The 23,061-nt window shown below is 61.2% G+C and carries 22 protein-coding genes, 1 tRNA gene and 1 pseudogene; 13 read left to right on the top strand and 11 right to left on the bottom strand.

What is annotated here, in order from left to right; translation table 11 throughout:
* Positions 1-327: 327 nt before the first annotated feature.
* Positions 328-609 (bottom strand): 30S ribosomal protein S20, encoded by a 282-nt coding sequence (rpsT, locus tag N554_RS0113655; protein ID WP_029583978.1) that lies wholly within the window; start codon positions 607-609, stop codon positions 328-330.
* Between the two features lie 329 nt (positions 610-938).
* On the opposite strand from rpsT, the gene N554_RS0113650 reads away from it, so the two are divergent.
* The 3 genes from N554_RS0113650 (at position 939) to N554_RS0113640 (ending at position 2,878) form a co-directional block, all read left to right on the top strand.
* The gene (locus N554_RS0113650) at positions 939-1,253 is read left to right on the top strand and encodes a hypothetical protein (protein WP_029583977.1); all 315 of its coding nucleotides are present in this window, start codon (positions 939-941) and stop codon (positions 1,251-1,253) included.
* Between the two features lie 112 nt (positions 1,254-1,365).
* Positions 1,366-2,022, top strand: a complete 657-nt coding sequence (gene msrA, locus N554_RS0113645; protein ID WP_029583976.1) for a peptide-methionine (S)-S-oxide reductase MsrA — start codon at positions 1,366-1,368, stop codon at positions 2,020-2,022.
* Between the two features lie 109 nt (positions 2,023-2,131).
* Positions 2,132-2,878 (top strand): polysaccharide biosynthesis/export family protein, encoded by a 747-nt coding sequence (locus N554_RS0113640; RefSeq protein WP_197033568.1) that lies wholly within the window; start codon positions 2,132-2,134, stop codon positions 2,876-2,878.
* A gap of 48 nt (positions 2,879-2,926) precedes the next feature.
* Here N554_RS0113640 and N554_RS0113635 read toward each other — a convergent pair whose 3' ends face one another.
* From N554_RS0113635 to N554_RS0113625, 3 genes are all read right to left on the bottom strand, one after another.
* Positions 2,927-3,601 (bottom strand): dienelactone hydrolase family protein, encoded by a 675-nt coding sequence (locus N554_RS0113635; RefSeq protein WP_029583974.1) that lies wholly within the window; start codon positions 3,599-3,601, stop codon positions 2,927-2,929.
* A 72-nt stretch (positions 3,602-3,673) separates the two neighbouring features.
* On the bottom strand, positions 3,674-4,042 hold the full coding sequence (locus tag N554_RS0113630) for a hypothetical protein (RefSeq protein WP_029583973.1): 369 nt from the start codon (positions 4,040-4,042) through the stop codon (positions 3,674-3,676).
* Positions 4,039-4,833, bottom strand: a complete 795-nt coding sequence (locus N554_RS0113625) for an alpha/beta fold hydrolase (protein ID WP_029583972.1) — start codon at positions 4,831-4,833, stop codon at positions 4,039-4,041. Before N554_RS0113625 ends, N554_RS0113630 begins: the two co-directional genes overlap by 4 nt.
* Positions 4,834-5,139: 306 nt before the next feature.
* Here N554_RS0113625 and N554_RS0113620 point away from each other — a divergent pair, with 306 nt between their 5' ends.
* Positions 5,140-6,237 carry an HD-GYP domain-containing protein gene (locus N554_RS0113620; protein ID WP_029583971.1) on the top strand — a complete coding sequence of 366 codons (1,098 nt, stop codon included), beginning with the start codon at positions 5,140-5,142 and terminating at the stop codon, positions 6,235-6,237.
* Between the two features lie 175 nt (positions 6,238-6,412).
* Here the strand turns inward: N554_RS0113620 and N554_RS0113615 are convergent, their stop codons facing one another.
* Positions 6,413-7,999, bottom strand: coding sequence for an AMP-binding protein (locus N554_RS0113615; RefSeq protein ID WP_029583970.1), 1,587 nt, complete (start codon positions 7,997-7,999; stop codon positions 6,413-6,415).
* 203 nt (positions 8,000-8,202) lie between these two features.
* Positions 8,203-8,622, bottom strand: coding sequence for a VOC family protein (locus tag N554_RS0113610; protein WP_029583969.1), 420 nt, complete (start codon positions 8,620-8,622; stop codon positions 8,203-8,205).
* 112 nt (positions 8,623-8,734) lie between these two features.
* Here N554_RS0113610 and N554_RS0113605 point away from each other — a divergent pair, with 112 nt between their 5' ends.
* The 4 genes and pseudogenes from N554_RS0113605 to N554_RS0113590 all read left to right on the top strand — a co-directional run bounded on the left by N554_RS0113605 (position 8,735) and on the right by N554_RS0113590 (position 10,906).
* On the top strand, positions 8,735-9,709 hold the full coding sequence (locus N554_RS0113605) for a Bug family tripartite tricarboxylate transporter substrate binding protein (protein ID WP_029583968.1): 975 nt from the start codon (positions 8,735-8,737) through the stop codon (positions 9,707-9,709).
* Between the two features lie 67 nt (positions 9,710-9,776).
* Positions 9,777-10,040: a DUF3551 domain-containing protein gene (locus tag N554_RS0113600; protein WP_036053140.1), complete on the top strand. Its 264-nt coding sequence runs from the start codon at positions 9,777-9,779 to the stop codon at positions 10,038-10,040.
* Between the two features lie 116 nt (positions 10,041-10,156).
* Positions 10,157-10,342 (top strand): annotated as a pseudogene (locus N554_RS39905) (DUF899 family protein); the annotation flags it as partial.
* A gap of 204 nt (positions 10,343-10,546) precedes the next feature.
* A complete protein-coding gene (locus N554_RS0113590; protein ID WP_029583966.1) occupies positions 10,547-10,906 on the top strand; it encodes a DUF1428 domain-containing protein in 360 nt (119 codons plus the stop codon).
* A 111-nt stretch (positions 10,907-11,017) separates the two neighbouring features.
* On the opposite strand, the gene N554_RS0113585 is transcribed toward N554_RS0113590, so the two are convergent.
* From N554_RS0113585 to N554_RS0113575, 3 genes are all read right to left on the bottom strand, one after another.
* A complete protein-coding gene (locus tag N554_RS0113585; protein ID WP_029583965.1) occupies positions 11,018-12,328 on the bottom strand; it encodes an HlyD family type I secretion periplasmic adaptor subunit in 1,311 nt (436 codons plus the stop codon).
* A 3-nt stretch (positions 12,329-12,331) separates the two neighbouring features.
* Positions 12,332-14,095: a type I secretion system permease/ATPase gene (locus tag N554_RS0113580; RefSeq protein ID WP_029583964.1), complete on the bottom strand. Its 1,764-nt coding sequence runs from the start codon at positions 14,093-14,095 to the stop codon at positions 12,332-12,334.
* 235 nt (positions 14,096-14,330) lie between these two features.
* Complete coding sequence (locus N554_RS0113575; RefSeq protein WP_156041920.1) at positions 14,331-16,364, bottom strand: calcium-binding protein; 2,034 nt, start codon at positions 16,362-16,364, stop codon at positions 14,331-14,333.
* Positions 16,365-16,481: 117 nt separating this feature from the next.
* Here N554_RS0113575 and N554_RS0113565 point away from each other — a divergent pair, with 117 nt between their 5' ends.
* Together N554_RS0113565 and N554_RS0113555 are read left to right on the top strand one after the other, a co-directional pair.
* A complete protein-coding gene (locus N554_RS0113565) occupies positions 16,482-16,712 on the top strand; it encodes a hypothetical protein (RefSeq protein WP_245283594.1) in 231 nt (76 codons plus the stop codon).
* Between the two features lie 223 nt (positions 16,713-16,935).
* The gene (locus N554_RS0113555) at positions 16,936-18,252 is read left to right on the top strand and encodes a tetratricopeptide repeat protein (RefSeq protein ID WP_029583962.1); all 1,317 of its coding nucleotides are present in this window, start codon (positions 16,936-16,938) and stop codon (positions 18,250-18,252) included.
* Between the two features lie 84 nt (positions 18,253-18,336).
* On the opposite strand, the gene N554_RS0113550 is transcribed toward N554_RS0113555, so the two are convergent.
* Positions 18,337-18,413: transfer RNA gene (locus N554_RS0113550), tRNA-Arg, on the bottom strand.
* A 479-nt stretch (positions 18,414-18,892) separates the two neighbouring features.
* On the opposite strand from N554_RS0113550, the gene N554_RS0113540 reads away from it, so the two are divergent.
* The 3 genes from N554_RS0113540 (at position 18,893) to N554_RS0113530 (ending at position 22,462) form a co-directional block, all read left to right on the top strand.
* A complete protein-coding gene (locus tag N554_RS0113540) occupies positions 18,893-20,791 on the top strand; it encodes a patatin-like phospholipase family protein (protein WP_029583961.1) in 1,899 nt (632 codons plus the stop codon).
* 125 nt (positions 20,792-20,916) lie between these two features.
* Complete coding sequence (locus N554_RS0113535; protein ID WP_029583960.1) at positions 20,917-21,996, top strand: LLM class flavin-dependent oxidoreductase; 1,080 nt, start codon at positions 20,917-20,919, stop codon at positions 21,994-21,996.
* 181 nt (positions 21,997-22,177) lie between these two features.
* Complete coding sequence (locus N554_RS0113530) at positions 22,178-22,462, top strand: DUF6894 family protein (protein ID WP_029583959.1); 285 nt, start codon at positions 22,178-22,180, stop codon at positions 22,460-22,462.
* Positions 22,463-22,565: 103 nt separating this feature from the next.
* Here the strand turns inward: N554_RS0113530 and N554_RS0113525 are convergent, their stop codons facing one another.
* A complete protein-coding gene (locus N554_RS0113525; RefSeq protein ID WP_029583958.1) occupies positions 22,566-22,970 on the bottom strand; it encodes a YccF domain-containing protein in 405 nt (134 codons plus the stop codon).
* Positions 22,971-23,061 lie beyond the last annotated feature (91 nt).

The following is a 23,061-nucleotide window of genomic DNA, read 5'->3' as shown; positions in this document are numbered from 1 at the left end:
CGCGCTCCAGACTTTTCGAACTGCTGCTCGCCGCTATGCCGATAAGTGACTAAACAAGCGCACATTTTTTTGCGCGCCGAAACAGGGTAACCCTTCCTCGCAACAAAGGAGGTTGAATCCCCGCGCTGCACCGGCTCGGCAGCGGGCGTTGACAATTATCCCCGTCGCGCAAGGCTTTCACCGTGTTTCCGGTGCGGCAAAATTGCCGCAAGCAGAACCCGGGGGACGCAAGCCGCTCGCACGATGCAACCTGGGGAGGAGGGCCGCTTTTGAAAAAGAAAAAGCCCGGCAGAGCCGGGCTTTTTGACGAATTTCTTTTGGATGAGTTTATTTTGCGAGCTTGGCGATCTCGAGCTTGGCGATCTGATGTGCGAGCCGCGAGACCTTTCGGCTCGCATTGTTCCTGTGAATGATGTTGCACTGCGCTGCCTGCATCAGCTCCGGCTCGGCGCGTGCCATCGCCTTCAGCGCGGCATCGCGGTCGCCGCTCTTGATCGCCTCTTCGACAGTGCGGACCGCACCACGCATCTGGGTGCGGCGCGACTTGTTGATGATGGTGCGGCGGGCAATCTTGCGCGTCGCCTTCTTGGCGGAAGTAGTATTGGCCATGTTCTCAAATATCCTTCGGCGGTGAGCGCGCCGGCCGCTCAACCTTCGTGATCGACGCTGGTGTTTTTCGGATGTCCCTGAGAATGCTATGGTCGCGGCGAAGTTGTTCACCGACGGCGCCGCTCAAAGAACAGCGGCGGCGGGATTGCGCCCGCCGCCATTGCGGTCCTTATAGAGGGCACCTCTCCCAGCGTCAACGCCTTCCGGCGCCCCCAGGAGCCCGGAACCCCGCCCGAAAACGCTGATAAGGTGCTGATGAGGTTGAATTTTACGCGCTGCCCCGTTAATGGCTGACGGCGCTTTCGGGCGCAACAGATATAAGGTGACGCATGATCCGCGGTTTTTTCCGACTTGTCGGGCTCTTGCTGCTGGCCGGCGGATTTATTTTCATGGTCTATGACGGGGCGCGCTGGGTCGCCGATCAGACCTTGCGCTTCACCCGGTTTGGCCAGTTCTGGAACGATGTCCATCAATCCAGCCAGCAGGCGTTCCGGGCCTGGGTGGAAAGCACCGCGCCCTGGCTCTGGACCGGCGTCAAAATCATTTTGGACCAGCCGGTTTTTGTCGTGTTGGGCGTGTTGGGTATTTTGCTGATGCTGGTGTTCCGGCCCCGCAAGCCGTTGATCGGCTATTCGCGGCACTGACTCTTACGACGCGGTGCTGCGTTTGTGCGCAACGGGGCTATGGCCGCCGAGGTAAAGACCTATATTAGGCCATATATGTTGAATTCGACTGCATCCCTTCGGGAGGTTACCCATGTTGTTCATGCGCAAAACCACTGCATTGCCCAGCGCAGCCGAGGCGCTGCCGGGCCGTGCTACGCCGATGCCCACCGCTGCCAGGCATTTCGTCAACGGCCGTCAGCTGCAGCCGCCTTATCCGCAAGGCTTGGAGCAGGCGGTGTTCGGGCTGGGTTGTTTCTGGGGCGCGGAGCGCAAATTCTGGGAGTTCGGCGATGGCATTTATACCACTGCGGTAGGCTATGCCGGCGGCCATACCGCGAACCCGACTTACGAGGAAGTGTGTTCGGGCCGCACCGGTCATGCCGAAGTGGTGCTGGTGGTGTTCGATCCCAAAAAAATCTCGTACGACCAACTGCTGAAGACATTTTGGGAGAGTCACAATCCGACGCAGGGCATGCGTCAGGGCAATGACGTCGGAACCCAGTATCGCTCCGCGATCTACACGTTTAATGACGCCCAACGCCAAGCCGCGGATGCATCCAAATCGGCCTACCAAAAGGCATTGGCCGCAAAGGGCCTCGGCACCATCACCACCGAGATCGCACCTGGCGGCGCGTTCTATTTCGCCGAGGACTATCATCAGCAATATCTGGCGAAGAATCCGGCCGGCTATTGCGGACTTGGCGGCACCGGCGTGTCGTGTCCGATCGGCGCCGGCGTCAGCGCCTGATCGCTCACTATGATGTGGAAGGCCGGCGCTTCGGCTTTCCACATCGATAGCGCAACAACCATTTGTTAACCTTAACCGGTGCAAGACTGGGGCTGTCTCGCCATAAGGGATGGCTCCGGTGCGGGTTGCGCGCGCGTTTCGATTACCGATCATTGCCATCGTGACCGCGCTCGCTCTGTCGGGCTGCATGCGCGCGACCGCCCCCGTCGCGGTGGCGCAGCCAGGCGATCTCGATTCGATCGCTTACGGCAAGCCGTATCACCCAACTGCATCCGAGGTCGCGGATTCCGGCGGCGCGATCAGCGCGCTTCGCGCCAGCTTTGCCGCAGCACCGCAGCGTTCATACGCACCGGCGCCCGCTGCCTATGCCGCCGCGCCGATGCCGGTGGCCTATGATGGCTCCTATCGGCTGGATGCCGGCGACAGGCTGCGGGTCGTGGTCTACGGCCAGGAAGGTCTCACCAACACTTACGCGATCGACGCCGGCGGCTCGATCACCATGCCGCTGATCGGCTCGGTGCCGGCCCGCGGACGAACGCCCGCGGGACTGGCCGCGGAGATCACCGCCAAGCTGCGCATAGGCTACATTCGCGAACCCTCGGTCGCGGTGGAGATCGAAGCCTATCGACCGTTCTTTATTCTCGGTGAAGTCGCAGCCCCCGGCCAATATCCTTACGTGCCCAACATGACCGTCGAAAGCGCGGTGGCGATCGCTGGCGGCTTCTCGCCGCGCGCCAAACGCGATGGCGTCACGCTCACCCATACCGGCGCTTCGGGCGCGATGCGCGCTGTGGTGCCGCTCGGCACTGCCATAAGCCCCGGCGACACTGTTTTGGTCGGCGAACGCTGGTTCTGACTGCACCTCGGGGAATGACGACGGAGCGAGCAAGCGCGCCCGGGCCCCTTACTTCTTCAAATGCTTGGCAAAGAAGCCGAGGCTGCGCGGCCACGCGATGTCGGCGCTGGCCTTGTCGTAACTTGCCCGTTCGTCGCAGTGAAAGCCGTGCTGCGCGCCGGGATAGACGTGGATCTCGACCTCGGGCCGCTTGGCTCTGATAGTCTCGACATCGCTGAGCGGAATGCCCGCGTCCTTTTCGCCGAAATGAAGCTGGGTCGGCACTTTCGGCTTGTCATCCGCGAAGCGAACGATGACGCCGCCGTAGTAGCCGATCGCCGCCGACAGCCCCGACAGTTTCGTTGCGGCCGCATAAGCGATGCTGCCGCCGAGGCAGAAGCCGACGATGCCGACCGGACCGACATTCGCAACGGCATCGATGGCGGCCTGGGTGTCGCGCAGAATTGCCGCCCAATCCGGATTGGCGACGAACTTACGCGCTTGCGCAACTTCTTCCGGCGAATAGCCAGACGTGAAATTCGGTTCGACGCGGTCGAAGATTGCAGGCGCGATGGCAACATAGCCCTCGCCCGCGAGACGATCGCAGACTGAGCGGATGTGGTGATTGACGCCAAAGATTTCCTGGATCACCACCACGGCTGCCTTCGGTGCGGTCGCGGGGTCGGCACGATAAGCGCCCAGTTGAAAATTATCCGAAGCCGTCAGTTTCATATCTTTTCCCATGGGTCACCCATTTGCTTTGAGGGTTGATCTTCTTGGATGAACGTTCGAGGAGACTAGGGCCGCCGCCGGTGACTATTGCCACATCCAGTTATCGCCCCAATCGCCCTTCCACCCGGCCAGTCTGCCCTTGCGGAATTGCAGATAAAGCCGATCGTGACGAGGAAACAATCCGCTGCCGCCTATATTGCGGAGTGCCAGGTAGATTTCGTCGCCCGGCCGGCCGCTGATGTAGCTGAGCGGCTCTCCCAGCGCTCGCGAGACATCCTGCACAGCCATCCCGAAGGCCAAAGGCGTATTGTTCGACAATGTCGCGGTGAAGGGCGGAGAATGCGGGCTACCTCGCGGCACAAATTGCTGGGCGATTGCAAGCCCGGGCCAGGTGCCAAGCCATGCGACGCACGTGGCGACCAGAAGCGACGCTGTATACGCCGGCCGATTCATGACGAAACCAGCCTCTCCTGAGCAGCGTTGCGCGGGAGATCATCGAGGAACGGCAGCACGGCATCGATGAACGCCTGCGGCTGATCTATGTTCACGGCGTGGCCGGCGGCCGGGATCATCACTTTTTTCGCGCCGGGAATTTTCGCGGCCATGTAGTCGGAAGCCGCCAGGAACGGCGCGTCATCGGCGCCGACCACCACCAGCGACGGCACCTTGATGTCGGGCAGCAGTTCGATCACGCGGGCATCGCGCTGGGTCAGCATGCCGCGCGCGGCATGCGCCAGACCCTGCGCATTGCGATGGGTCACCGTCGACCGTTCACGACTGCCGGATTTCAAAACCGCAAGGCCTTCGCGCTCGAAACGGTCGCCGGTCTCAAGCGCGCGCTTGTTCCAGGCATCGCGGGCGTCGTCTTTCTTGAAGCCGGGCCCGGTGTCGATGATAAGAAGCGCGCGCACCCGTTCCGGATGTGCGCGATAAAATGCAAGCGACATGTAACCGCCAAGCGAAAGACCGCCGACGGTGGCGCGCTTCGCGCCGACCTCGTCGAGCAGCGCGGCCATGTCCGCGATGGTCAGCGCTTCGCTGTAAGCCGTCGGGTCGTCGGGGTAATCGGACTCGCCGTGGCCGCGCATGTCCCACAACACAAGTCTGTGATGTTTCGACAGCGCCTCGATCTGACCTTGCCACATCGCTGATGTCGATGAATAGCCGTGAGTCAGCAACAGCGGAGGGCCGCTGCCGTGGACCTCGTAGTACAGGTTGACCCCGTTACGATTGATTTTGGGCATCGCGGCTTCCCGAAGCGCTCTGTTGCGGGCCTATCATTGTAGCGCGATCCATTCGGCCGTGGGAACCACCCAACTTCGATGGCAGCTATTATCGCTTCCGCTTTGGCGTGGACGCACAATGCGAGGATTGCATGACAGCATTGTGCGGCAACGCACGAGGAATCGAGGCGGATTTCCGTATGCCCCAATCGTTCAATTTTTACGGTCAACAATACACAAGCGTTCATAATACCCCTTAATCCCAAGGAATTCCTTTTCAGGTAGTTCTGGCTGTCGCTCGCCAATGCCCAGTTTCTCCGAGGAATTATGACAACTCTTGCCAGCCGATCTTCGCCCAAACGCCGCCTGCTGCTGGCGTCGGATCGCACCGATCAGAGCACCGAATTGACCAGCATTCTGCAGTCGGTGAGCGAGGTGAACACCATCTCGACATCGGACCTTCCCGATAATCCCGCCGGTCATTTCTCAGGGATAGTCGTCGATATCAATCTGCGGTCGGCCGAGAGCGTGCAGCGGGTCCGGAACAAGCTTAGGACTGAAGCTTACCGCTCGATGCCGCGGTTGTTCGTTCTTGCCGACGCCCTTCATCATGGGTCGATGCAAGCATGGGCGTTGGGTGCAACGGATACGATATCGCGGCCGTTTGATGCCGAGGGTATTCTGCAGCGCATCCGCGCCGCATTTCCGGACACCATCAGTTTCGACACAACCGCAAGCGGCAAGGCCTTGAACAGCGGCATCGAGGCCGCGCACGCGGTGATGGTCAAGATTTTTGAAGGGCTTCCGGCGGGAGTTCCGCTGACATTTCAGGACGTCCTGCAAGCTGAAAAAAAGATTCTCAAGGCTATCAGAAAATCTTCGTTGCGTGAGTGGCTGGCGACCGTAGGCCGCCATCACACCGGCAGCTATCGCCATTGCCTCTTTGTGACCGGCTTCGCCGTTGCGTTCGCGCAGCATCTCGATATGCGCGAGGACGATCAGCGCCGCCTGGCGCGCGCCGCGCTTCTGCATGATGTCGGCAAGGCGTTCATCCCGGTGGCGATCCTGGACAAGCCGGGAAAGCTGACTGACGAGGAAACGACCATCGTCCGCAAACACCCGCGTCTGGGCTATGACGCGCTCGCGGCCGAAGGCGGCTTTCCGCCGGAAATGCTGGATGTGGTCCTGCACCATCATGAACTTCTTGACGGTACCGGATATCCCAATGGCCTGCGCGCCAGTCAGATCAGCGACATCGTGCGCCTGACAACGATCGTGGATATCCACGCGGCGCTGGTAGAGAAGCGCGCCTACCGGCTGCCATTTACGCACGCCAAGGCGTTTGCGGTGATGGAACAGATGGGCGGCAAGCTCGACCAGCATTTGCTGCAGGCGTTCCGTTCGGTGGCCTTGGGATCCTGTTGACGGTTCAGTTAGTGCGTAGGGCGGGCAAAGGCGCTTTTTGCGCCGTGCCCACCATCTTTCTCACATAGCTGTCATTGAATGGTGGGTGCCCGGAGTTATCATCGGGCGCGCATCCGCGCGACCCGGTGGCTTTGCCCACCCCACCGCACTTCGCCGCTCGGATACCGAGCGCAAGCTATACCAAAAGCTTGCGCAACTCGGCCTTGGCCACTTTTTCCAGCGTCGAGCGCGGCAGCTCGTCGACGAAGCGGATCTCGTGCGGGACTTTGAAGTCCGCCAGCGAACCGCGGCAGGCGGTCATGACGGCGTCATGCAAATCCGGCGGCGCACGTTCGACGCCCGCTTGCGGGATGATGAACACCACCGGCACTTCATCGAGCATCGGATGCTTTTTCGCGACCACCGCGGCCTCGCGCACGCCGGGCACAATGGCGACCACCTGCTCGATCTCGGAGGCCGCGACATTCTCGCCGCCGACCTTCAGCATGTCCTTGGCGCGGTCGCCGAACCGGATGAAACCGTTCTCCAACAGCGTAACGCGGTCGCCGGTGATGAAATAACCGTGCTCGTCAAAACTTTCGCGGGTGGCTTTCTCGTTGTGCAGGTATTCGCTGAATAGCGACAGCCCGGGAACGCCCTTGATCAAGAGATTGCCGGTGCCGCCGACCGCAGTCGGGGAGCCGTCGTCATTGGTGATGCGAATGGCGTATTCTGGCGCCGCGCGGCCGATCGACATTGGCGTGTTGGGCTGGTCGACCTCGCCGATGATGCCGTGGGTGATGGTTTCGGTCATGCCCCACCAGCCGATGATCTTGATGCCAAACGCGGAAAATGCCGGCGGCTCGCACACCGCCGTGCCCCAGAGCCGGAATTGATGCTGCTTCGGGATCTCGTGCTCCAGCAGGGCCTTCATGCAGAACGGGATCGTCGAGGTCCAGGTGCAGCCGTGCTCCAGCGCGACGTTCCAGAACCGGCTTGCGGAAAACCGCGGTTGAATCACGCAGGTCGAGCCCACCCACAGGCTTGCCAGCATTGAATAGGCCAGTGCATTGGTGTGAAACAGCGGCAGATATGTCTGGTGGACGTCGCCTTCGTGCAGATCTTCGTGCGCCGCGTTGATCTTGGCGCCCCACAGCGCATTGGCGTGGCTCCACAGCACCGCCTTCGGCCGCGACGTGGTGCCGGAGGTATATTGCACGCTGCACGGCGCCAGCGGGTCGGTCGCGCGGCGCGGCCGGTCGGCACTGTCGGCGAACAGCGCTTCAAATGCGTCGGCGCGCTGCGGCCGGGCGCTTTGCGCGGGCGCAGCACCGGCGTCGTGCGAAATCACCGCGAGCCACCGCAAGTTCCGGCAATGCGCCGAGATCATCTCGGCATAGCCGGGCTGGGTGATCGCGGCCACCGCGCCGCAATGATCGGCGAAATATTCCATCTCCGCCGGCGCGGAGCGGGTGTTGGTGGTGACGGCAATGGCGCCGAGTTCGACGCAGGCGAACCAGGCCAGCATCGCCTCGACGCAATTGTCCAGGTGGATCAGCACGAATTCGCCTGATTTGATCCCGCGCGCGGCGAGGCCCGCGGCAAGCGCGCCGACCCGTTCGTGAAATTCGCCGTAAGCCCAGCTCCGCGCCGGCGCTTCGAACGGCGCCCAGATCAGGAACGGATGGTCGCGGCGGGTTTCAGCCCGCATCCGCAATAGCCACGGCACGTCGAGCCCCGCGAATGGTCCCACCATGCCCGGCGCTGCCTGTGAAATCGACATTCGTCCTCCCATGCAGCCTTGGCCGGCTGCTTTGGTGCTTTTCTTGAGGGCATTACTGCCATTGGACGGCACAGCGGGCAAATCGTGTTTCGTCGCTTTCAGGTGCGGGCCGCTTCGGTGAGCCTCGAAGGATGACGGAAGGTGCAAGCGCCATCCATCGAGACGCCGCGCAAGAGCGCCTCAGGATGACGCCGGAGTACGCCTTAAGCCGCATCCTCCTCGTACGACGAAATCTCGATCAAACTGCCGTCGGGGTCGCGGCAATAGACCGACCGCAAGGTGCCGCGGGCGCCTTGTTTTGGCGCAGGGCCTTCCTCGATCGCGACGCCGCACGCGTTGAGATGCGCGACTACCTCGTCCGGCGTGACCGAGGTCAGGAAACAGAGATCGTCGCTTCCGGCGGTTTCGTGATCGGCGGTGAACCACTCGACCTTGTCGGCGTCGCGCGGCCGCACATTGATTTTCTGGTTGCCGAAGATCAGCGAGGTCCGGGGCGTCTTGCCCCCGCCCGGATCGAAGATTTTGATCTCCATGCCGAGAGCTTTTCGATACCACTCGGCGGAGCGCGCCACATCCCTGACATTGATCACCAGGTGATCGAGCGCGTGGACTTTGACAGTCATGGATTATCCTTTCGTCGCGGTTTGATGCGCGCATGCGCTACTGGTCGCACCGGAATTTGTTTGTTACAACGTGGTCGTCAACTCAAAAAGAACAACACCAGGGAGAAATTGCATGGTTTCACGTCGCACCGCGATTTGTCTGATCGCGATGGGAATTTCGGCAGTCGCTTCGATCGGCAGCGCCACGGCGCTGGACTATCCGACGCGGCCGGTTCGCTGGGTTGTCGGATATCCGCCCGGTGGTGCCACCGATATTATTGCCCGGCTGATCGGCCAGCGGCTCTCTGAACGGCTGGGCCAGCAATTTGTGATCGAAAACAAGCCCGGCGCCGGCAACAACATCGGCACCGAGGCGGTGGTCAATGCCGAACCCGACGGCTATACGGTGCTGCTGGTCAATCCCGCCAACTACATCAACGCCACGCTCTACACCAACCTGAAATTCAATGTCGTACGCGACATTGCGCCGATTGCCGCGTTCAATCGCGTGCCCAATGTCATGACCGTCGCCAAGGACGTGCCGGCCAAGACCGTCGCGGAGTTCATTGCCTATGTGAAGGCCAATCCCAACAAGGTGAACTTGGCGTCGTCCGGCAACGGCACCTCGGTGCACCTGTCCGGTGAAATGTTCATGATGATGTCGGGCGCCAAAATGCAGCACGTGCCCTACCGAGGCGCCGCGCTTGCGATCACCGACATGCTCGGCGGCCAGGTTCAATTGATTTTCGACAACATGCCGTCGATCATTCAGCACATCCGCGCCGGTTCCCTGCGCGCGCTGGCGGTGACCACGACCGAGCGTTCGGCGCTATTGCCCGATGTGCCGACCGTGGCCGACACCGTGCCGGGATACGAGGCGAGCGCGCTGTTCGGGATGGGGGCGCCGAAGAAAACGCCGAAGGAAATTATCGAGAAGCTGAACAAGGAGATCAACGCGGTGCTCGCGGAACCCGCGATCAAGGCGAAGCTGATCGACCTCGGCGGCGAGCCGCTGATTGGCTCACCCGAAGATTTCGGCAAGATGATCGTCGCCGAAACCGATAAATGGGAGAAGGTCGTCAAGGCCGCCGGCGTGCACGTGGATTAGCGTGCCGCCGGAACATTCCGGAGCCAGCCTCGTTTTGAATGCAAGGCGACGCGGAGGAAACAAGATGATGCGCAATGCGATGTTGGCTGTGTTGGCTTCATTGGCGGCGGGTGCCGCCACGTTGGTCGGCTCCGGTCCCGCGGCCGCGATAGATTATCCCTATTGCATCCAGGGCGGGGGCTGGGGCGTTCCGGGCGACTGCTCTTACCGGTCCTATGCCGAATGCATGGCGTCCGCCTCCGGACGACGGGTCTGGTGCAACATCAACCCGCGCTTCGCCTTCGGCCAGCAGCAGCAGCGCCGCGGCCGGCCCTACCGGTATTATTACTAGACCGGTCGGGGCCGTGTCGTCGGCCTCCACGCGAAAGGCGGCCGGCTGGTCGGCGCGCAAATGACAACGCCATATCGCATTCGAGCGGCGTCAGCTGACCGCTTCGTGACGATGCCGGAGATATCTTCCACACCTATTCCTGCTTCGCGCGAGGTCTCGACATGATGAATGCCGCCTATCACTATCTCGACCTGACGGCGCTCGGCCGCCACGAAGAGGGGCTGCCGTATCCGATGGACTGGGTGCGGCTGCGCGACGCATACAAGCCCGCTTCGAACGCTGCTACATGCTGCCAGACATAATTCATACTCGCGTGCGATCGTCATTGCGAGCCAACGGGTCGCGCGAATGCGCATCCGATGACAGGCTCCGCGAAGCAATCAAGTATTTGAAGTAAGCTGGATTGCTTCGTCGCTTCGCTGCTCGCAATAACGAGGAAAGAGCAAGATCCGACTCTATTTTGCTGCCACTGCGCTAAGACTCTGAATTATCATGAAAGGATGCCCATGGCCTATGTCGATGGATTTATCGTCGCCGTTCCGAAGAAAAACCTCGAGGCCTACCGCCGCATTGCCAAGAAGGCAGGCAAGGTCTGGCGCGAGCATGGCGCGCTGGAGTATCGCGAATGGGTGGCCGAGGACGTCAAGGTCGGAAAGCTGACGTCGTTCCCGCGCAGCGTCAAGCTCAAGCCGGGCGAGACCGTGGTGTTCTCCTGGATCACCTACAAGTCGCGCGCGCAACGCGACCGCGTCAACGCCAAGGTGATGGCCGACAAGCGGCTGGCGGAGATGATGGATCCCAAAGCAATGCCATTTGATGGCAAGCGGATGATCTATGGCGGCTTCGAGAGTCTAGTGATTGCGTGATGGGGCGCTGCGATAGCAGGCATCCTCGTCGCCGCATAGGGCTGATGCATGCGGTCGCGATCTCCGCGCCGTAGCTCTAGCACGCGGGTGGTTGGCGTGAAGGCTCCGAAATCAGCGCTCGCGAAATGCTCGAACGATCTGATCGGATAGAGGTTTGGTGAAATAAGACAGCACGCTGCGATCATGGGTTTTAGCAAATATCTCCGCCGGCATTCCCGGGAGCAGCTTGACGCTACCTAGTTTCGCCAACTCATCCGAATTGATGGATATCCGCGCTGTGTAGAAATTCTGTCCGGTTCGCTGATCCGACGTCACATCGGCGGAAATACGGCTGACCGCCCCTTGAATTTCCGGCGTCGTTCGTTGGTTGAAGGCGGAAAACCGCAGGCTTGCGGCCTGCCCGACGTGGAGCTGGTCGATATCCTGCGGCGAAATCTTCGCTTCCACCGAGAGAAAATCAGACTCGGGCACAATCAACATCACAGGATCGGCCGGACTCACAACGCCACCGATCGTGTGCACCCCCAATTGATGGACGATGCCGTTTTGCGGAGCGCGTATGTCCACTCGCTTGAGCTGGTCTTCGGCGGTGACCTTCCGTTCGATATATTCGCCAATCTTGCCATCTATCTCCCGAAGTTCCTTGGCGACTTCACTGCTTAAATCCTGATCGATCTGGATAATCTGTAGTTCGATTTCGGAGATTTTCCCGCGCACCTGTGCGCTGGCAGCCATCGACTGGGCGAGCTCACCCTTGAGGCGAGCTGCCTCGCGCTCGAGAACCGTAAGCCTGTTGATCTGAATCAGATTTTTTTCCCAAAGAAGCCGGACCCCCACCAATTCGCGCTGGATCAGCTCGATTTCTTCCATCTTGGCTTGCTGCAAAGCACCGTAACCCCGCACTTCATCATCGAGCTGGACGATCCGCTGGCGAAGTTGAGATTTCTGGCCCTGCCGCGCCGTCCGTCGCAGCTCGAACAATTTGCGCTCGCTGTCCATCGCGGCTGTGAAATCCGGCGACGGGGTGCGGCCAACCAACTCTGGAGCAAAAACCAGCTGACTGGCCCCATCGCGTTCGCTGACAAGCCTCGCCTTGCGGGCTCGCATCTCGTCCAGCCCTTTGGTGTAGATCGCGAGCCCGGCCTGCAGCACGGTCTCATCCAGCCGGATGAGGGTGTCGCCGGTCCGAACATGATCGCCCTCGCGAACGAAAAGCTCTCCGACGATCCCGCCGGTAAGATGTTGTACCTTCTTGACATTGGAATCGACAACGACGGAGCCTGAGGCGGTAACCGCTCCCGACACCTCCGTGGTCGACGCCCATCCGCCGATTCCAACGGTTAAAGACAGCGCAATGACCATCCCCCCGACGAGATGATTGCGCAGGGAGCGGTCTTCGCCGTCCGGCAAGCTGCTAACCATGTTTTACACTGCGTTCTGGGGAACGACCTTCAGGGGCGCCAAAGGCGCCGGCTCTCGCCTTGCCAGCCGCGCAAGCACCTCCTCTTTGGGGCCAAACGCCTGCTGTCTGCCTTGAGTCATTGTCATCATGTAGTCCACGGCGACCAGGGCGCTTGAGCGATGTGCAACGACCACAACGATGCCTTCCCTCGCCCGAACCCCGAGAATTGCCTTTGTCAATGCGTCCTCGCCTTCGGCGTCCAGATTCGAATTGGGCTCATCCAGGACCACCAGGAACGGATTGCCATAGAGCGCGCGGGCCAGCGCCACGCGCTGCTTTTGCCCGGCTGAAAGCAACGCGCCCTGCTCACCGATTTGCGTATTGTATCCTTCGGGGAGATTGACGATCAGCTGATGGACACCGGCGGCGTTCGCGGCTGCCAACACCGACTCGGTCGGCGGGTCCGGTGCAAATCGTGCGATATTCTCGGCGATAGAGCCCTCGAAAAGCTCCACGTCCTGCGGCAAGTATCCAATGTGTTCACCCAAAGCGTCAGGCGACCATTGCTCGATGGTCGCCCCATCAAGGCGCACCGCACCGCGCGAGGGACGCCAGGCCCCGACGAGTGCGCGAACAAGAGATGATTTTCCCGACGCACTGGCGCCGATGACGCCAAGCGCGCTGCCGGCCTTCAGGTGAAAGCTGACGTCCGCCACCAATACTTTTTCCGAGGCCGGTGCCGGCACGGAGAGTTTCTCGACCGAAAGTGAATGCACCGGCGCCGGCAGCAGGAGTTGGGCTGCGGGAGCCGGAAGCAGCGCCAGAAGTTTTTCAAGACGCTGCCAGCTTTGTCGAGCAGAGATGAAATTCTTCCAGTTCCCGATCGCAAGATCCACAGGAGCCAAGGCACGGCCGGTCAGGATGGAGCTGGCGATGATGATGCCGCCCGAAGCCTCCTGATGAATAACGAGATACGCGCCGACGGCAAGGACAGCGGACTGCAGCATCATGCGCAATATGCGGCCAGTGACGCCGAACCCTCCCGAGACATCATTGGCGATCTGCTGTTGACCCCGGTAGGCAACGCCAAGCTTTCGCCACCGGGCCAGCAAGCGCGCCGACATCCCCATGGATACCAGCACTTCCGCATTGCGTCGGCTGGAATCTGCCAGCCGGTTGCGGGCGGCGGCATAGCTCGACGCCTTCTGCACCGATTGGCGTGACAGGCGGTCGGTGAGGACAGTCAGCATCACAAGAACGAGGGCCCCGCCGAGGGCGGTCAGCCCGATCAGCGAATGAAAAGCAAAACAGATCGCAAGATAGAATGGCAACCACGGCAAATCGAACAGCGCGGCCGGACCCGAGCCAGACAGTACCGAGCGGATCGTGTCGAGATCACGGACTGGTTGGAGGCCGTCTCCGCTGCCCCGCGCGCGGAGTGGCAGCCGCACTACAAGGTCATAGATGCGGTCGCTCAGGCGCCAGTCTATCTGGTTGCCTATGCGCACCAGCATGCGTCCCCGGGTGATTTCCATGAGGCCCTGGAACAGGAACAGGAGCGCAGTAATAATCGCCAGTCCAACAAGGGTCGGAACGCTGCGGCTCGGCAAGACGCGGTCGTAGACCTCCAGCATGAAAAGCGAGCCGGTCAGGGCGAGCAAATTGATGAGCCCGCTGAAGACGGCGATGCCGACAAAAGCAGAACGGCATGAAGCAAGCGCGCTGGCTAACTCCGATCTTGCCGCGCCGGTTACAGAGGGGCTGGCTGCCGACGCGGCATTGGTCACGAGCGATCGCTCCGCAGGTGAAGTTCTCAAAATACTGCGTTGCCGCAGAAACGAAGTGGTTGGACCAAAACGGCCGTTGGTTGACCGGCCGGGAGCGATATAGCTACAGATCGAAAATGACAATTGTACAACAATGCCCAAACGAATGAAGGTGCCGGGCTGAAAAGCCGGCACCTTCAAACTTCGCTTTAGAAGACTAACAAGTCTATGGCTTCATACCGACCAATGACTGGCGTTACACCAGATACTGGTGGATCAGCTGGAGCTGGCCGCCCTGAACCAGTTCGCCCGGGAGCGGGTAGTGAGCCTGGATATCGGCGAGGTACACGTTCTCGCCGGCACTGCCCAGGATATGCGACACGTCGATGATACCGGACGACTCTTCGTCCTGAGTCAGGAAGTTCGCGCCGCCCGACAGGAAGCGGCTCGGATCGTGCTGCGCAAGCTGAGTGAGCGAATCATTCGACGGATCGTACTGCCAGACCTTGCCGATATGGGCATTGTTGCCAACGTCCTCCTGCAGGATGATCTTGCCCTGAGCATTGACAGTGATGTTGTCAAGCATCTGCTGGCCTTCGGTGCCGTTGAGCAGCAGCTTGATGGTGCCGCCCGCTGCCGGGTTGCTGGAGTCCGTGAAGTCTGCTGCCCACAGCCGGCTCGCTCCGTTGAACTCGTCGGTCGTCACGAAGTAGAAGCGGTTGGGATTGAGCGTGTCCCACGCGCCGTCTTCCGGACGCAGGAACGAGGTCACGCCCGCCTGTTCGCTCGCGGCGTCGATCTGAGCGCCCGTCAGTCCGCTCACGTCGCCGAGATTGACCATCGTGAACGCCGACTTTTCGTCCGAGCCAAGCGGGGGAGCAGCGTTCGACTCATTGTTCGCCAATCCCTCTAACTCCGCAACATGGATCCCGAACAGATTGCCGCCGGTCAGGCCCGCCTGCTCGATGGCGTTGCCGGTCGCCTGCTTGTCGCCGGCATAGAAGTAGACTTGGCCGTTCTGGCCATCGTCCGTCACTGCGACCACGGTCTTGTTGCCCGTGTGCGCGTTGGCGACGACATTTTCGAAGGAAAGATTGCCGAGCCACGCCAATTCGTAGGAATTGCCAGCCTGCGCGCCGGTGGCAATATGCGCGAACGCGCGGCCCTCGGTGCCGGATTCCTCGCCGTTAAGGAACAGACGGCCCCCGTTGTAGCCCAGGCCAGTTGCCGAATTGTGGAACGCACCTTGATCAGCCAGATCGGCCGAGCAGAGACGATTGAGCGCGACGCCGTTTCCGAGGGCGGCGTTGTGTTCGACATAGCTGCTGGTGGCCGCATCGTATGTGAAGACGTTCTGGATAAGATCGTGACCCGACTTCACTTCAAGGGTCGTCTTGTCAAACACCCATTCAGAAACGAATGCGCCTGCCGCGCCATGCGCGCGCTCAACGCCAGCGGTGTTGCCGATTTCGTGATTCATCAGAACGGTGAAGGTGCCGTCGCCATTGTCGAACGCGCCGAGGCCGTCCGGAATGCCCGCCATCTTGTAGCCGCCGACCCCGTCACCCACGGTCAGCAATGATTCGGTGTAGACATGTGAATCGGTGCTGACGAGGTAAGGCGTCTCCGAGCTTGACGGACCCTTGACCTCGTTCGAAATAATGAACTGTTCGGCTTGCAGGTTCGAAACGCGGGTATCCTCGAGCACAATCTTGTCGCCGCCGCCGAGATTGATGACAACGTCGTGCCCAACCTGCTGCGCGGAGTTGAGGAGCGTCTGAAAGGACGCAATATGGAAATCACGAACATCCAGGCGATCGCCGGCGTCGAGATGTTCGACGGTGTCGACGCCCATTCCCTTGCGGAACAGGAACGTGTCGTTGCCTTGGCCGCCATCGAGCTCGTCGCGTCCGGCGCCGCCGAACAGCAGATCCCGCCCCCGGCCGCCGTAAAGGTCGTCGTTGCCATCGCCACCAACAAGGGCGTCGTTGCCATGACCGCCGGCTACCGTGTCATTGCCCCGGCCAGCGAAAATTGCGTCGTCGCCGTGCAATCCGAAGATGGTATCGTTGTGGTTTGACCCAAAGATATCATCGTCTTTCTTGGTGCCCAAGACGAACTTATGAAAATGGCCCGAATGTTGATGGTCGTGTTTTTTTTCGTGATGGTCATGGCGTTGTGACATTTCAATCTCCTTGATGACTGTCAACAGCAGCGGAGGATTAACCAAACGGCTGTGACATCGACACGACGTTTCTATGAAGTGCCGCCCAATTTGCTCCGAGGCCAACAGCGCAGCCGGAGCCTTTTGCCGGGTGCGGCGTCTGCCCGCCGGACGAGCAGCCAAAATAATTCTGAGTCCGAATCGTTATGACCGTGTCGTGAAGCGAGGCAATAAGCCGCTGACATGAAACCGGACGAGGTGGCGATGATGAACGTTCGAAGCTACCGCGCAATGGGCTCGCTGTGCCGTCAGCGTGCGGTATTCGATCCTAAAAACAGCGAGGAATATTTCGGCCAAGCCGAACGGTGGGACCATCTCGCCGAGGCTGAAATCGCGGCCCATTTTGAAGAATGCAATGCCGCTGGATCGAAGGCTTCTTCAAGTCCGCCTTCAGCCACGCAATCCGTTGCGTGATCTAGCCGGGCGGCGGAGGACGGCTTTCGAGCAGCGAATCAGTCCGCGTCGACGCCATCGACCGCGCTGGTGATCGAGCCGGATTTTGATTTGTAGAAATTTTGCGGGTCACCCTTTTGCAAACCCATAGCGCGGACGTAAGCTACCCCGCGCAAGAAATGCGCTGCAATGCAGTAACCGAAGCGGCGCGGGCAGATCGAGGTCGATATCCGAAAGAGCCCCGATGGCTTTTGAAGACCTATATGGCTTACCCATTTCGACCTCGAGCGACGCGGCCGCTGATGCCTATCGCGAGGGCATCGAGCTGATGCTGTCGGCCTGGCCCGGCGCATCGCAGGCGCTGGAGCTTTCGATCGAAGCGGAGCCTGACTTCGCATTGGCTCATGCGGCGCGCTCGCGGATGCATTTGATTTATGCCGAGATGCCGTCAGCTCAGGAAAAAGCCGCGGTGGCGCGCAAGCTCGTCGAACGAAACGGTACCGAACGTGAAAAAAGCCATGTCGAGATATTGGCTCTGACGACCGAAGGCCGGTCCGCCAAGGCGCTGGAAATGACGCTCGTGCATCTCGATCGCTGGCCGCGTGATGCCCTGATCATGTCGCTGCCGCTCGGGGCCTTCGGCCTGTTTGCGTTTTCCGGTATGGCCGACCACGATCAGGCGCGGGTCGATTTGTGCGAGCGGCACGCGAGGCACTGCGGCGAGGATTGGTGGTTCCTGACCTATCTCGGCTGGTCGCACACCGAAAATGGCAGCCTCGATATTGGACGACGGATCACCCAGCGTGCCTTCGACCGAAGACGCGAGAATGCCCACGCGCTCCATGCCTTGGCTCACGCGATGTTCGAAGACGGCTCAACGGCAGATGCCGAGCAGCTGATCGCCGGCTGGCTGCCGATCTATGACCGTTCCGGATTGCTGTACGGCCATGTCGCGTGGCACGAGGCATTGCTGGCATTGGAGAACGGCGACACCGACAAGGCGTTTAATGTCTACGCCGAGCGCATCCAGCCGAAAGTAACCCAGGCCGCGCCGCTGAATGCCATGACCGATGGCGTTTCACTGCTGTGGCGGCTTCACGCGTCCGGCCTTCCGGTGCCGCAGGATGCCTGGCGTGACCTCGCCGATTATGCGGAGCGCCGGTTTCCGAGAACCGGCAATTCGTTCGTCGACGTCCACATGGCGATGCTGGCTGTCATGACGGGAAACTGGGGCGCCCTCGAACAGCGTCTGGCCGATCTTCAAGTCCGGCGCGAAAGCGGACGGCTCCCGGCAGGTTCCGTGGTGGCGGACATTTGTCGTGCGGCACATGCGTTTGCCGACCAGTCCTACCCGGAATGCGTGAAGATACTGGAGCCCGCTTCCGCGGAGGTGGTGCGAATTGGCGGCAGCCACGCACAACGCGAAATGCTCGAAGACACGCTGCTGATCGCGCTGATCAAGAGCGGCGAAGCCGCCAAGGCGCGCGACCTGCTCGATCGCCGCCTGCATCGCCGTCCCTCGTTGCGCGATGCGCGCTGGCGAGCGACGATGTCGCTATGAGGAGAGGTGAAGCCGCACCGCAGAAGTCCGTTGGTCCTGCGCGACAATGCCTCGACAAGGTTTATGCAGCCGGTGATTGATTACTGGCGCACCCGACACGATTCGAACGTGTGACCTTTGCCTTCGGAGGGCAACGCTCTATCCAGCTGAGCTACGGGTGCGTTACGGGTCATTTAGCCGATTGGCGGGGCCTCGGCAACGGCCCTGCGGGGGCTGGGAGGGGACTACGAGCAAGGCCGCAAAAGGCAAGGTAACACGCTCGAATCGTGCCGGGTGCGCCGGAAAAGCATGTGCCGAGGCTGTGGCGGTAAGGGGTCCTGCCTTCCTGGCAGGGGTCGCTGACTCGTTGGTCCCGCCGGAGCCATCCGGCGCGCAATGAACCTGCGCTGGGCGCGACTGCCTGCTTTTAAAAAAATCAGCTAAGCAGTCCGCAGCATTGGGAAGCCTGCGGGGAATGAATCGAGGTTCTCCGGCGAGTGGGATGCGGTGTCATCAACCAGCGGTATTCGCAACTCGCGCTGCAGCGCTTCCATAAAAAGGCATGGCAGCGGCGCGCCGGCGTGCCGACGCTTATACTGCTCGCCGCCAAGGCCGCCCGGCGCTAACATCGGGCCGTGTGTGATCGAACTGGGTCTCGCCCATGAACGAAGCGAGCGCGACGTTTGCGTGGGGAAACGTGTTGGAGGACTTCGCGCTGTTTCGGACGCTCAGTCCGGAACAGCGGCTGAAGGCTTTGCGCGCCATGGGCCGCCAGGACCTCATGCGCGGGCAAATGCTCGTTGCGCAAGGGGAGCCGTCGGACTCGTTGTTCATGGTGTTGCATGGTGCGCTCGCCGTGCGCAGAACCGGCGATCTCGAGCCGCTCGCCGAGCTTCGCGCCGGCGAAATTGTGGGCGAAATCGGTTTCTTCGCAAATGTCCCGCGCACCGCCGATGTGATTGCGATCCGCGACAGCAGCGTGCTGGTGCTGACGCGCGCGGCCTACCAGGCCCTTGCGGAGGACGCCCCGGCCATTGTCGAGGCACTGCTCGCGGCGCTGGCGCGGCGATTCGGCAAGGAGACGGCGCGCCTCACGCCAATTCGCGCGTCGCCAAAGGCAAGAACAGTTGCGCTGATCGACGGCGGATACCAACCGCTACCGAGCGATTTTGATCGCCGAATGCGTGAGGGGCTCTCGGCGATTGATGCCGAAATCGTCGATCCCACCCGCCTCAACGCCATGTTTCCTGGGCGGGCCCTGGATGCACCCGAAGTGGCTGACTGGCTCAATAAACTCGAACACGCCGCGCCACTGGTGGTGTACTTCGGCGGTCGCGAAGCTTCGCCATGGGCGCGCAAGGCCGTCCGCCAGGCCGACATGGTTGTGTTCGCGTGCCGTGGAGACGCGCCCGCGGCAGCTTTGACGGAAGTCGAGGCTTTCGCTTGCGAGGTGCATCCCACGTCAGCGCGCCGCCTTGTTCGCATTCACGACCGACGCAGCCGTGAAGTCAGCGGCACCACGGCCTGGCTTGCCCGGTTGCCGTGCTTCATGCATCACCATGTCGCTTTGGAAGATCAGGTTGATGTCGACAGCCTGATCCGTTTCCTCTGCGGCCGCGCGATTGGATTCGTCGCCGCCGGCGGCGGCAGCCACGGAACGGCGCATGTAGGTATCTACAAGGCCTTTCGCGAGCGCGGCGTGATGTTCGATATCTTTGTCGGCACCAGTGTCGGCTCTGCCATGATGGCCGGATTTGCAAAAAATCTCGAGGCCGAGGATCTCGAGCGCGGTACGCACGAGATCTTCGTCAGGAGTCGCAGCTTCCGGCGGCCCACCTGGCCGCGCTACGCCCTGCTGGATCACAAGGCGTTCGATCGCGCGCTTGCGGATCAGTACGGCCGCGACTGCCGGATCGAGGATTGCTGGCGGCCTTTCGCGGCGGTCGCCACCAATCTTTCGACCCATAATCTCGAATTGATCCGCTCGGGTCTGCTCTGGCAGGCGGTCCGTGCATCGAGCGCGATCCCCGGACTATTGCCGCCGTTCTACACGCCCCAAGGCGCGATGCTTGTCGACGGATGCCTGATCGACAACGTGCCGCTGGCGCCGATGCATCAACTCAAGAGCGGTCCCAATCTGGTGGTGCATTTCGGCGAACCCGCGGCCGAGCTGTTCGACGTCGACTATGCCGCGCTGCCCGGACGGCTCGAGCTGATCGCGGCAATGCTGATGCCGTTCCGCAAGAAGCTGCTTCCCGCCGCACCGAGCGCGGTCAACGTGCTGTGGCGAAGTCTCGTGGCGCATCAGCGTTACGATATTCTGCCGACGGCGCCGCTAGACATGGTACTGCGGCCGCCGCTTCCGCTCGGGGTCGAGGTGACGGACTTCGACCGTCACCCGGAGATTTTTTACGCGTCTTACCTCTGGGCCCGCGACGCCATCGCCGCGCGGGAGGCCGAGGGAAATTTGGCGATTACCGCCATCCTCGACACCGGCAAGCCGGCAGCAAAACGACCACGCCATATCGTCGATCTCTCGAGCGACGCTCTATCCAGCTGAGCTATCGGGGCGTCTGGCCGGCCTTTGGCAACGGCCCAACGAGGGGCGATTGTCCCGCCGGATGCAGGCTGTAAACTAACCTCGCGCGGCAATTGCTACCTCGCCGCGCTTTGAGGAGATCGTCGATGCGTCCGCTCGAATTTGGCTGGTATCTGCCGACGCACGGCGACACCACCGCCTATGGCGTGGTTGAGGCCCAAGTACCGGGATCGCCCGAACTCTGCGAGCGGGTGGTTCAGGCGGCGGAAGCGGCGGGGTTCGAATACCTGCTGATCCCCGTGGGCTCGGTTTGCTGGGAGGCATGGATCACCGGCGCGTTCATGGCGGCGCGCTCGTCGAAGATCAAGCCGCTGATCGCGGCGCGGCCCGGCTATATCAATCCGGTGCTGCTGGCGAAGATGATCTCGACCTTCGACCAGATGTCGGGCGGGCGCATCTGTATCAACCTGATCGCGGGCCAGAACGAAAGCGAAGTCGAAGGCGAGGGCGTGCGCTACGCCAAGGAAGAGCGCTACGCGTTGATGGAGGAGGAGGTTTCGATCCTCAAAGCCTTGTGGACCGCACGCGGTCCGCTGAATTTTCAGGGCAAATTTCACACGCTATCAGGTGCGCATATCAGGCCGCGGCCGCTGCAGCAGCCGTTTCCGAAATTCTATCTCGGCGGCGGCTCGCGTCAGGCCTGGGAAATGTCGGCGAAACATTCCGACGTGCATCTGTTTTGGGGCGATCTGCCGGAACGTATCGCTGCGAACATCGTCGAGATCAGGGAGATGGCGAGGGCGCATGGCCGCGAAAAGGACATCGGCTTTGGCATGCGCCTGCAGGTGATCTGCCGCGAGAATGAAAGCGACGCATGGGAAGCCGCCGACGTTTTGGTGCGCGACGCGACCGAACGGCAGAAGCAGGAGATGAAAACGCTGTACAACAAGTCGGTGGCTAACCAGCGCGTGCAGCAGCTCGCCCGCGAGCATGGCGATCTCCTGCTGCCGCATCTGTGGACCGGCATCACCCGGGTCCGGCCGGGCGCCGGGATCGCCGTCGTCGGCGATCCCTCGCAATGCGCCGCGACCCTCCAGCAATTCATCGACGCCGGCTGCCATTCGTTTTGCCTGTCCGGCTATCTACATGACGAGGAGGCCGAGCGCTTCGGACGGCTTGTCCGCCCCATCCTTGGCAAGAACAATCGCGGCCGGCTGGCGGCGTAACGGGGCGGCGGATCTCTGCACAGCCAGCCTGGCTTGCCGGTTGAGGCCTAATCCCGTAAGAACCAGCGGTAGAGCGCAGTTTCAGTGGATTGCAAGCCGGTACCAAAGCCGGCCAAATTTATTGTGTCAAACCCGCACCGCGTAGCCCCAGCCACTCACTTTCCCATGCCATTTTATTCGCATGCCATTTTACAGATTTCACGTTTGCGATCCGCTTAACCGTATCGACGGTCCCGGCCATGACGGCGCGGCGCTGGCAGACGATATCGATGCCATGCTGTTCGCCGCCGGCATCATTCAAAGACTCGTGCAGGAGCACCCGGCCGTTCCCAGAGACTGGGCGATCAAGATCACCCAGGACTCGCGCCAGGTGGCCGTTCTTCCGTTCGAAGCCGGTTGCAAGGTTTTGCTAAGGCCGAACTGGGCCTGCGATCAACCGAGCGAAGCCCATGAAGGTTGGCGCTAGAGCGTTTTCAAGCGAAGTGGAGCCCGGTTCGCGTCAAGAAAACGCTTCAAATCAAGAATCTAGAGCCCGTTTCGATTCTACCCAAACGGAAAAGGCTCCAGGCTTAAGCGGGAACGATGACCTTGCCGATCGGCCAGAGCGCGATGCCGGCGAGTTTTATGTGTGCCCAGGCAAAGGGAATGCCGATGATGGTCACGGCGAGCGCGAGCGCTGTAATGACGTGACCGAGCGCCAGCCACCAGCCCGCGAGCAATAGCCAGATCAGGTTGCCGATCATGCCGAGTGGTCCGGTGCCGACGTCGGAGCGGCCGGTGAGGCTGTCGCGGCGCACGGCTTTCTGACCGAACGGCAGCAAGGTATAGGCGGCGATATTGAATGCGGCCCTTGCCCAGGGCAGCCCGATGATGGTGATCGCCATGATGATCGCAGCGATCACCCAGCCGGCCGCCATCCACAAGCCGCCGAAAAGTATCCAAAGCAGGTTCAGAATGATCGAAACGGGAGGCATGCGGTTCCCTTCAAAGCCGGAATGATGCGCTTGCGCGTCGTGATTTTGCAGATCCCATTAAGCCACGATATGGACCTCGTTTTCAATTCCG

Source organism: Bradyrhizobium sp. URHD0069 (assembly GCF_000701345.1).
GTDB lineage: Bacteria > Pseudomonadota > Alphaproteobacteria > Rhizobiales > Xanthobacteraceae > Bradyrhizobium.
The sequence above is the reverse complement of the archived record's forward strand: the minus strand, read 5'-3'. Positions and strand labels throughout refer to the sequence as shown.